We start from the raw sequence: 10179 nt of genomic DNA, 5'->3' as shown, positions 1-10179 counted from the left end.
CGGCTGGATCCACTTCGGATCATCCGCTGAGATCACCCCACCCATGCCCAGCCAACGCACCAACCGCCCCACCGGTTACGGGACAACCTCTAGCCCAAGGGTTGCGAGGAGGATCCGCCAGGACGAACTCTCAGCGTGCAGCCCCAATTGGGACGACACCCGATGGCCGGAACATCCCCACGTCCGCGGGGTTCCGCTCGCGGGCCAGCCCACTGTGCCGGAGTCACAGTTCTCCCCGCCGACGGGGGAGTGATCCGGCCGAGGTCGCGCTCAAGGCAACGTGGAGTACTCCGTCATCTTCCGCTGCTGCGGCCGCCACTGCTTCGCGTATTCCGAGACCGTCTTCTGCCCCAGCTCGCGACGCGCCTCGGCAACGGACGGCGCTGTTCGCTTCTTCCTGTATAGATCTGCGTCAGACGTTCGATCGCGTCGTCCTGCGTACCGAAGCCGCCCTCTTCGCTCTGCTTTCCCAGTCCGTTCCGGAAGCGGATCGTGGACGTGTGCGGACACCGGGTCTGCCTGGCACATCCCTACAACGAGTCGCAGGCCCGGGTAGCCGTCCTCAGGCCTTTCGGCTTGACCCAGAACCCGGCTCACCAAGAGGTGTGTTCCACGACCCGGTCGCCGGGCGCGGCAAGACCTCCGTCACGCCGCTGTTGACCAGCATCATCCGCCAACACGTTGAGTCGGCAACTAATGCGTAAGGGGCAAAGCAAGAGGCGGATATCTGCCACCAAGCGGACAAATGACTCAAATGGCCCTAAAATCATGTAGAGATGGGCGTCACTGGTATAGCGGCGACCTTCCACTAGGAGGCACTGATGCTTGCTCAGCACACACAGCTCCTGACGACGCCGACCGACGCGACCACGCTCAGTACGGCCATGGTGGAGCCGGAGGCGGTCCTCAGCGACGCGCCTACGTACGCTCCCGAAGCCGGCGGCTTCCTGCTGCTTCTGGCGCTGATCTCGCCCAAGGAACCGAAGGAGCCGAAGGACAAGTGAGCTCTGATCGGTCCGAAGCCGCTTACACGGCGTCCGCGGCTGATCTGGCTCTCCGTGCCCTCGATGCCCTGCGCGGCATCGGGGGCACGGCCACGATCGCCGAGCACGTCGAGACGGCGCACGACCCCAAGGCGGCCCTCGCGGCCATCCGCATCATCGGGGCCGACGCCTTCGCCCCCTGTCTCCTGAACGAGGCGGCGCTCCATCCCCAGGACGCGGCGGCCGTGACGCAGGCCTTCGAAGTGTTTCCGCCGCCGGTGAGCACTCCCGCCCCGCCCCCGGCCGGACCTGCCGAGCCCTGGCTCGCCGCCTGGCGCGACTGGGCCACGACGGCGCTGCTCGCCCGGTTCGCGGGAGCCGACCCGGGCTCGGCCGTCTCCGGCGCCCCGCAGCTCGGCATCGACGCAGGCCAGGACCCTGGCATCGCCCTCGTACACCCGCCCGCCGCGGCGCCCGAGCTCGCCGATGCCGCGTCACCCGCGGCCCTTGGCACCGCCGATCACGCGGGCCTCCCTTGGCAGGCCTGGTCGGTACGGATGAGCCAGCTCTCCCCGCTTGCGCTGCCCGGACTCGACGGGCCCGTGCCCGACGCGGCCCGCGCGGCGCCGGTCGCCCTCGCGCGGGGCGCCACGCGCGCCGTGCTGCGGCGCGACTTCTCCACCGCCGCCCGCATCACCCGCTGGCTCGCCCTGCTGGCCGGGGACGGCATCCGCCTCCCCCTCGATCCGGTGCCCCTGGTCGAGCACCTCGGCCTGCACGGCGGCGGCACGCGCCTGGCTCTCGACATCGCGATCAGCCGACGGCTCCTGGCCATGGAGGACAGATGACGACGTCCGTGACACGGTCCGCGCACCAGGTGAGCTCGCGGGCGCTCGCGTGGCTCCACGAGCAGCGGGAGCTCGGCGCCCTGCCCGCCGACTCCACCGCCGAACTCGCCGAGCCCGACAGCGTCTACAAACCGCTGGCCGAGAGCGCCCTCGCCGCTTCGATCGTCCTGCGGGAGTCGGTGTCCGGCAGCACCGAGTCACGGCTCGCCCGTGAGCTCATGGCCTTCTGCTGGCACCAGCTCCGCGACGGCGACATGCTCTACGAGCGCCTCCTGCGGTACTCGATGATGACCGACCCCCTGGAGGCGTACGCCCCCTTCGCCCGCGGCGGCCTCCGCCACCAGCCCCTGGAGAAGCTGCTCGCCCACACCAGCGCGCTGCGCTCGGTACGGGCCGTCGAGATCCTGCCCAACCGGCGGCTCGCCGTCGCCAACGCCGCCCGCGTCGTCGGGCTCGATCAGGAGGGACGCCCGTACGACTGGCCGGTGCTCAGCCGCGCCACCTGGCTCGGCGCGACGCCCGAGCCCTGGCTCATCGACTGGATGACGGGCTACTGCCTCACCCACACGGTGTTCCACCTCACCGACTGGGGCGCCAGCCCCGCAGGACTGCCCGAGGAGCTCACCGCGTACGTCCATGCCTGGCTGCCCGTGTGGATCGACATCTGGGCCGAGATCGAGCAGTGGGACCTGGTCGCCGAGCTGATGATCGTCGGATGCAGCCTCACGGAGCCGTACTGCACCGCCGAGGACTGGGAGCGGCTGGCCGGGGTCCAGCACCCGGACGGCCTCGTGCCCCGCGACGGCGATCCCGTCCCCGACGATCCGGGCCGCCGCTTCGCGGACCATCAGCACACCGCCGTCGTCGCCGCCATCGCCGGTACCCTCGCCGTGTCCAGGACCCTGGGCGGCGGGGCCGCGGACCGGTGAGCCCACGCGGCGCGGGGAGCGCCGGACGCGAACGGCGGGCCGAGGGGCCCGCCTGGGCCGATGAGCTGCTCGCCGGCCTGCGCCGCTCCGCTCCCGGAGCCAGCGCGGTGGCCCTCGCGGTCCGGCGCGGCACCGAACGCGTCGTGCTCGCCGACGGCCACACCGCGTGGCGCGGCGGCACACCGGCGGGCCCCGACACGCGCTTCGAGATCGGCTCGCTCACCAAGACGTTCACCGCCCTCCTCCTGGCCGAGACGGCGGCACGCGGCGACGTCGCCCACGACGACCCGATCGCCCGCTTCCTGCCCCCCGCCGCCGCTCCCCATCTCCAGGCCGGCCGTATCACCCTCCTCCACCTGGCCACCCACACCTCGGGCCTGCCCCGCCTCCCACCCGGCTTTCTGCGCCGCGGCGCACCGGCCTGGTTCAGCAATCCCTACGCCGACTACTCCCCCGCCGACCTGCGCCGCGCCCTCACCCGTACCCGGCCGCGAGCCGCTCCCGGCACCCGGGTGCGCTACTCCAACTTCGGCGTGGGCCTGCTCGGCGCGCTGCTCACCCGTGCCGCACACGGCCCCACCGGGCCGGACACCGCCGCGGACTTCGAACAACTGCTCGGCGACCGCGTCCTAGGACCGCTCGGCCTGACCCGTACCGACTGCGCCGCCGACGGACCACAGGCCACCGGCTACTGGCACGGCAGAGCGCGCCCCGCGTGGCGGATCCCCGCCCTGCCCGCCGCCGGAGCGGTCCGCTCCAGCGCCCGCGACCTGCTGGCGGCCCTCGACGCCCTCATCGACCCGGCCGGTCCGCCCGCCGTGCCCGAGACGCTCCGCACCGCACTCGCCGACGTCACGACGCCCAGGATCGCCCTGCCGCGCACCGGCAGACGCATCGGCCTGATCTGGAACATCAGACCCCGTCCCGGCCACGACCTGTACCACCACTCCGGCGGCACCCGGGGGTTCACCAGCTTCGCGGGATTCAGCCCTCAGACCGGCGTGGCCCTCGTCGCGCTGGCCAATACGAGCCCGGTCCTGACGGGCGCCTTCATCCAGCGCGCCTATCTGGACCTGCGGGCTCTCGCCGGTGAAGCGTGCCGGTGACGTGGTGACCGCCCCGGCCGACGCCGTCAGGCGGATCGCGGCGTCCTGATCCTGTTCCCGCTGGGCGGATCGCGCCGCGCTGCGCCCGGCCGGGTACGCCGTACCGCCCACCAGCATGCCGCGGAGCAGCGGGGCGCCCATCGGCCGGACCACGGGCCGCATCATCGGCCTCCTGCGCATGAACACGGTGATCAGCTCCTGTCGGGAACGGCGGCGACGGCAGCGGCGTAAGCGGCACGGGCCTCTGTCACGTGCTCGGCGGCATCGGCGGCCCAGACGTGCTCGATGAGCAGCAGCGACGCGCAGGATCCCGGATCGAGCCCGGCGGCCGCCTCCTCGGCGTCCTCGGGGCCGATCAGATTGAGCTCGACGTGGCCCGTCAGGACGTCGGCCAGCTCGGTGAACTCGGTCAGCTCCGCGGTGTCCGTCTCGCCCTCGGGTGATTTGGTCACCACGAGGGAATCGATCAGCCGGACCTCGCCCGAGCGCCGCAGCAGACTCAGCGGCGCGACCGCGTCGGCGGTGAGCGATTCGCCGGGGAAGGCCAGCACCATGAACGCGACGGGACCCATGGAGCACCTTGGAGCACCCATTCCGCAGACGGCGTTGATGTACGGAACGAAACCGATCACGGGTCGGCGGCGCGTGCACCCGCGGGACCACGGGCCGTCGTGGTGCGGGACGGGGGTTCCCTGCCCTTCCCGCGGCTGCCCGCCGCGCCCTTCTAGGGCGGAGCGACAGAGCGGACATCAGCGGAACATCAGCAGAACGTGAGCGAAGGACACCAATCTGGTGATCAAGAACACGTACAGCATTCTTAGGACGCACAGCCAGTAGCTGATTATCTGATCGGCGAGGGGGTAGCGGTGACTTTCGTGTCCGCCGCGTACGGACCCCTGGGCCTTCATGGAAGCAGAAGGAGCTCCAGCTCGTGCAGCAGATCGTCGAGAGTGTCCCTACAACTGAGCGGGTGTCGTTGTCCGTTCACACAACGGATCCGATTTCCCGCGCCGGAGTGCTCAGTCAGCTCCGCCAGTTCCAGGAGATCGAATTGGTGGACACCGCACAGCAGGGGTGCGGTCAAGTCGCCCTGCTCGTCTCCTGTTCCGTGGACGAGACGACGCTGCTGAGCCTGCGCACCCTGGTCGGAATGAAGAACGTCCGGGCGGTCCTGGTGGTGGACCGGATGCGCGAGGCCGACCTCCTGGACGTCGCCGGGTGCGGGGTCACCTCGATCGTGTGGCGGAAGGAGGCCACGCCTGCCCGGCTGCTGCGGGCCATACTCGCGGCGCACAGAGGCGACGGCGACTTACCTGCCGACTTACTCGGCACCTTCCTGACCCGCATGGGACAGCTCAAGAGCAGCACACCCGGCCCGACCGGACTCCCCGCCGTGGGAATGACACCACGCGAGGTCGAAGTCCTCCGGCTGGTGTCCGAGGGACTCGACACCGAGCAGATCTCGGCCAGGCTCGCGTACTCCGAGCGCACGGTGAAGAACGTCCTGCAGAACCTGACCACCCGCCTCCAACTGCGCAACCGCACCCACGCGGTGGCCTACGCGGTGCGCGCGGGCTACATCTGACGCCGTAGCCGGATGACGCCGTAACCGGGCGGCGGTGCGGGGCCACGGGGGCCGGACGACGCGAACGCCGTCCGGCCCCCGTTCTCCCGCGCCTAGCCGACGGTCACGGCACCGCGCAGCGCCGTACGCATCAGGGCGAGCACCTCCGAAGCGCGCGGGGTGAGGTAGAAGTGCCCCCCGCGGAACGTCTTGATGTCGAACGCGGCCGTCGTGTGGGCGCGCCAGGCATCGGCCTCGTCGACCGTCGACTTCGGGTCGGCGTCGCCTATCAGCGCGGTGATCGGGCAGTCGAGGACCGCGGTCTCCGGGCCGTACGTCTCGATGGCCCGGTAGTCGCTGCGGATCGAGGGAAGCACCATCCGCAGCAGCTCCTCGTCACCGAGGACCGCGGCGTCGGTGCCGCTCAGGGCCTTCATCTCGGCCACGAGGCCGTCGTCGTCCCGCAGGTGGACCTTCTCCTCGCGCCGCGTGGACGGCGCCCGGCGCCCGGAGGCGAAGAGCATCGCGGGCGCGTGGCCCTGCTCCCCGAGCCTGCGCGCGACCTCGTAGGCGACGATCGCGCCCATGCTGTGCCCGAAGAACACGACGGGCCGGTCGAACAGCGGCGCCACCACGGGCGCGATGCGGTCGGCGAGCACACCGATGTCGTCCACGTTGGGCTCGGTGCGCCGGTCCTGGCGGCCGGGGTACTGGAGGGCGGACACCTCGCAGTCGTTCTGCAACGCGGCCGACACCGGGAAGTAGAAGCTCGCGGATCCGCCCGCGTGCGGGAAACACACCAGCCGGGCCGCGGCGTCCGGGGCCGGGTGGAACCGGCGGAGCCAGAGGTCGCTGCCGTCGGTAACAGTCATGTTGATCGTCCGTTCTGCCGTGAGGGGCGTGTTCAGGGTTGTGCTGTCTTCAGGGTCGTGCTGTCGTCGTGATCGTGCTGTCTTCATGATCGCTGTCGATAGTCGCCGATGTGCGGCGATCTTCGGTGCGCTCAGCGGGAGTTGGTGCCCCTGTCGTCGGCGAGCCAGGTCCGCACGGCGCGCGCCGTGGTCTCCGAGTCCTCGTCCATGATCGTGAAGTGGTCGCCGGGGACGTCGACGTCCTCGTGCGGCAGGGGCCACTGGGGACGCCAGTCGTTCTCGGTCTCCACCGCCTCCGACTCGCCGGGCGGGACGGTGGCGTGCACGTACAGCGTGGGCGTCTCGATCGGCTCGGGCTCCCAGTCGCCGAAAACGCGCAAGTAGCCGCCCTGTCCGGTCAGTTGGGCACCCGTCATCAGCTCGAACGCCTCACTGGTGGCCGCGCGCCGGCGCAGCGCCTCCTCCAGCCTGCCCTCGAAGGAGTTCGTCGCGGTGTACGTGTCGACGAGCACCACCGCCACGGGTGCGCGGCCCTCCGCTTCGAGCCGCGCGGCGACCGCGTTGGCCAGCCAGCCGCCCGACGAGTAGCCGACGAGCACGAACGGTCCGTTGCCGGCCTGCCGCAGGACGGCCTCGGCCTGGAAGCGCACGACGGCGTCCCTGGTCGCGGGCAGCGCCTCGCCCGACGCGAAGCCGGGGTTGGGCAGCACGGTCACGTCCCGCTCGCCGCCGAACACGGGGGCGAACCGGCTGAAGTAGTGCGGGCCCGAGGGCGCCATCGTCGGCGGGAGGCAGAACAGCGGGACGCCGGGGCCCGTCGCCAGCGTGACGGGCGGCAGCGCGGGCACCTCGTCCGGTGTCCTGAACACCGGACGCACCATCGCGGCCGCGTTCACCATCTGCCACCCCTCCTCGTACAGGCCGAGGTCACACGCCTGCCGGTACAGGCCGGTGAGGGTGTCCTCCACCGCCAGGGCCGTGGTGGTGGCATGGCCTTCGTCGCCCCCGGCCCCGGCGGCGAGTTCACGCCGCAGGTATCCGGCGAGCGCCGGGCCCGTCGGCTGGTCGAACACGACGGTGGCGGGCAGCCTGAGCCCGGTCGCCGCGACGAGCCGGTTGCGCAGTTGCAGCGCGGTCAAGGAGTCGAGACCGAGCTGGGTCAGGGCGCCGGAGACGTCGAGCTCATCGGGCGCGTAGCCGAGGACGGCCGCCGTCTGGTCCCTGACGAGCAGCAGGAGTTCCTGTCCCTGCTCCTCCTCGGTGCGCCCGGCGAGGCGCTGCGCCAGCGACTCCTCGCTCGCCGCGGCCGCCTTGGCGGGCCGGGTCCTGACCAGACCGCGCAGCAGCGGGGGCACCTCGTCGGGCCCGCCGCGCAGGGCGGCGACGTCGAGCCGCATCGGCACCACGACCGCGTCGTCCGCCGCGCATCCGAGGTCGAAGAGGGCCAGGCCCTGCTCCTCGGTGAGGCCCGCGACGCCGGAGCGGGAGAGCCGCGCCACGTCGGTGCCGTCCATGCCGCCCGTCATCGCGCTCGCCGTCTCCCACAGGCCCCACGCCAGTGCCGTCGCGGGGAGTCCCGCGGCCCTGCGGCGGTGGGTGAGCGCGTCGACGAACGCGTTGGCGGCCGCGTAGTTGCCCTGGCCGGGACCGCCGAGGATGCCCGCCGCCGAGGAGAACAGCACGAAGGCGGACAGGTCCAGGTCGCGGGTCTGCTCGTGCAGGTGCCAGGCCGCGTCGACCTTGGGCCGGAAGACCCTGTCGACCTGGTCCGGGGTCAGCGAGCCGATCGTGCCGTCGTCCAGGACGCCCGCGGAGTGCACCACGCCGGTCAGCGGGTGGTCCGAGGGCACCGCGGCGAGCAGCTCCGCGAGCGCGTCGGCGTCGGTGACGTCGCAGGCGGCGAGCGTCACCTGGGCGCCGAGGCCGGTCAGTTCGGTGCGCAGGTCGTCGGCGCCGGACGCGGCAGCGCCGCTGCGGCTGGCGAGGACCAGGTGCCGCACGCCGTACCGCTCCACGAGGTGGCGGGTGACGAGGCCGCCGATCATGCCGGTGGCGCCGGTCACCAGGACCGTGCCGCCGGGCGCGAACTCGATCGGGGACTCCGTGTCGGACGGCCTGGTCCGTGCCACGCGAGGCACCAGCAAGTCACCGTCGCGCACCGCGAGTTGCGGCTCGGTGGCGGCGAGCACGGCGGGCAGCGCGGGCCAGCAGGTGTCGTGCCCGTCCACGTCGACCAGCGTGAACCGGCCGGGGTTCTCGGACTGCGCCGTCCTGATCAGACCCCACACCGCCGCGTCGGCGATGCCGGGCACGTCCTCGTCGGGGCCGGTCGCGACGGCCCCGCGGGTCACGAGGACGAGGCGGGAGCCGAGGAACCGGTCGTCGGCAAGCCACTCCTGGGCGAGCCGCAGCGTACGCAGGGTGGCGGCGCGGGCGCCGGCGACCGGCTCCGCGTCGTCCTCGGCGCACGGCACGACGACGATGTCCGGGACCGCTGCCGCGGCGAGGGACGCGAGGTCCGCGTACTCCTCGACGGCGATGCCCGCCGCGGCGAGACCCGCGCCGACCTTCAGGTCGTCGGGTCCGACGACCGCGCAACCGCGGACCGGAGCGGGGGTGGCCGTACGGGTCGGTACGGCCACCCACTCCAGCCGGAACAGTGAATCGCGGTGGCGCGCACCCCATTGGTCGGCGGCGATCGGCCGCAGGACCAGGGATGCGACCGTCGCCAGAGGGTTCCCCTCGACGTCGGTCAGTTCAAGGGTCACGGCGTCGGGTCCGGCCGGTGCGATCCGCACCCGCGCCGCCGTGGCACCGGTCGCGTGCCACCGGACGCCACTCCAGGAGAACGGCAGCCGGGGGCGGCCCGCGTCCTCGACGAGACCGCCGAGCATGCAGGCGTGCAGCGCGGCGTCGAGGAGCGCGGGGTGCAGCCCGAACGACGCGGCGTCCCGGTGCTGGTCCTCGTGCAGGCCGATCTCGGCGTACACGGCGTCCTCGCCGCGCCACGCGGCCCGCAGGCCCTGGAAGGCGGGACCGTAACCGAACCCGGCGCCTTCCAGGGTGTCGTAGAGGCCGTCGACGTCGACGGGCTCGGCTCCGGCGGGCGGCCACTGGGTGAGGGCCGCCGGGTCGGAGGTGGTGCCGGCGGCGCCTGTGCTGAGGAAGCCGGTGGCGTGACGGGTCCAGTCGGCGACGGCGGCCGGGTCGTCCGGGCAGGAGTCGACGCTCAGCGTGCGCCGGCCGGAGCCGTCGTCGCCGCCGACGCTCACCCGCAGGCGTACGCCGCCGCGTTCGGGCAGCACCAGGGGTGCGGCCAGCGCGAGTTCCTCCACCTCGTCGAGGCCGAGCCTGCCGCCCGCCGCGAGCGCGATCTCCGCGAAGGCGGTGCCGGGCAGGAGCACGGTCCCCGCGACGGCGTGCTCGGCGAGCCACGGGTGGGTGTCCGTGCCCAGCCTGCCGGTGCACACCAGGCCCTGCTCGTCGGCGAGTTCGACGGCGGCGCCGAGCAGCGGGTGATCGGCGTCCGCAAGCCCGAGCCCGCCCGCGGCCTGCTCGAAGCGCAGGTCACGGGGAGCGTCCAGCCAGTAGTGCTTGCGCTGGAAGGGGTAGGTGGGCAGGTCGACCTGTCGTCCGGCGGGCACCAGGGCACGCCAGTCGAACTCCAGCCCCTCCACGTACGCCTCGGCGGCCGAGAGCAGGAAGCGGTCGAGACCGCCCTCGTCGCGGCGCAGCGTGCCCACCGTGACGGCGTCGGTGCCGACGGCGTCCACCGTCCCGGAGACGCCGATGGTGAGGACGGGGTGCGGGCTGCACTCCACGAACGCGGTCACCCCGTGGTCCAGCAGACCACGGGTGGCCTCCTCGAACCGGACCG

Annotated in this window: 8 protein-coding genes; 5 read left to right on the top strand and 3 right to left on the bottom strand. The window is 72.5% G+C overall.

Annotated features, from left to right (window positions below; all coding sequences use genetic code 11):
- The first annotated feature begins 821 nt into the window (after nt 1-821).
- Genes ACIO9J_RS44795 through ACIO9J_RS44780 form a run of 4 tightly spaced genes read left to right on the top strand, consistent with a single transcriptional unit; the run spans nt 822 to nt 3866 of the window.
- Nucleotides 822-1004, top strand: coding sequence for a hypothetical protein (locus ACIO9J_RS44795; protein ID WP_402012173.1), 183 nt, complete (start codon nt 822-824; stop codon nt 1002-1004).
- On the top strand, nt 1001-1831 hold the full coding sequence (locus ACIO9J_RS44790; protein WP_402012171.1) for a hypothetical protein: 831 nt from the start codon (nt 1001-1003) through the stop codon (nt 1829-1831). The genes ACIO9J_RS44795 and ACIO9J_RS44790 overlap by 4 nt, the downstream gene beginning before the upstream one ends.
- Nucleotides 1828-2760 (top strand): DUF6895 family protein, encoded by a 933-nt coding sequence (locus ACIO9J_RS44785; RefSeq protein ID WP_402012168.1) that lies wholly within the window; start codon nt 1828-1830, stop codon nt 2758-2760. Before ACIO9J_RS44790 ends, ACIO9J_RS44785 begins: the two co-directional genes overlap by 4 nt.
- Nucleotides 2757-3866, top strand: a complete 1110-nt coding sequence (locus tag ACIO9J_RS44780) for a serine hydrolase domain-containing protein (RefSeq protein ID WP_402012165.1) — start codon at nt 2757-2759, stop codon at nt 3864-3866. The genes ACIO9J_RS44785 and ACIO9J_RS44780 overlap by 4 nt, the downstream gene beginning before the upstream one ends.
- A gap of 191 nt (nt 3867-4057) precedes the next feature.
- Here the strand turns inward: ACIO9J_RS44780 and ACIO9J_RS44775 are convergent, their stop codons facing one another.
- On the bottom strand, nt 4058-4438 hold the full coding sequence (locus ACIO9J_RS44775; RefSeq protein WP_402012162.1) for a DUF6325 family protein: 381 nt from the start codon (nt 4436-4438) through the stop codon (nt 4058-4060).
- A 482-nt stretch (nt 4439-4920) separates the two neighbouring features.
- Here ACIO9J_RS44775 and ACIO9J_RS44770 point away from each other — a divergent pair, with 482 nt between their 5' ends.
- Entirely contained in the window at nt 4921-5451 is a 531-nt protein-coding gene (locus ACIO9J_RS44770; protein WP_402012159.1) for a response regulator transcription factor, read from the top strand.
- Nucleotides 5452-5543: 92 nt separating this feature from the next.
- On the opposite strand, the gene ACIO9J_RS44765 is transcribed toward ACIO9J_RS44770, so the two are convergent.
- Together ACIO9J_RS44765 and ACIO9J_RS44760 are read right to left on the bottom strand one after the other, a co-directional pair.
- Entirely contained in the window at nt 5544-6302 is a 759-nt protein-coding gene (locus ACIO9J_RS44765) for a thioesterase II family protein (RefSeq protein ID WP_402012156.1), read from the bottom strand.
- A 131-nt stretch (nt 6303-6433) separates the two neighbouring features.
- The coding region (locus ACIO9J_RS44760; RefSeq protein ID WP_402012153.1) for a type I polyketide synthase at nt 6434-10179 on the bottom strand (3746 nt) is incomplete at its 5' end.

It is taken from the genome of Streptomyces sp. NPDC087300 (genome assembly GCF_044744425.1).
In the GTDB taxonomy this organism is placed as follows: domain Bacteria; phylum Actinomycetota; class Actinomycetes; order Streptomycetales; family Streptomycetaceae; genus Streptomyces.
This window is presented reverse-complemented; position numbering and strand designations above follow the sequence as displayed.

What these genes read in the sequence shown, in the direction of transcription:
- ACIO9J_RS44795 (WP_402012173.1), top strand. Translation starts at nt 822, where the DNA reads ATGCTTGCTCAGCACACACAGCTCCTGACGACGCCGACCGACGCGACC.
- ACIO9J_RS44775 (WP_402012162.1), bottom strand. Translation starts at nt 4,438, where the DNA reads ATGGGTCCCGTCGCGTTCATGGTGCTGGCCTTCCCCGGCGAATCGCTC.
- ACIO9J_RS44785 (WP_402012168.1), top strand. Translation starts at nt 1,828, where the DNA reads ATGACGACGTCCGTGACACGGTCCGCGCACCAGGTGAGCTCGCGGGCG.
- ACIO9J_RS44765 (WP_402012156.1), bottom strand. Translation starts at nt 6,302, where the DNA reads ATGACTGTTACCGACGGCAGCGACCTCTGGCTCCGCCGGTTCCACCCG.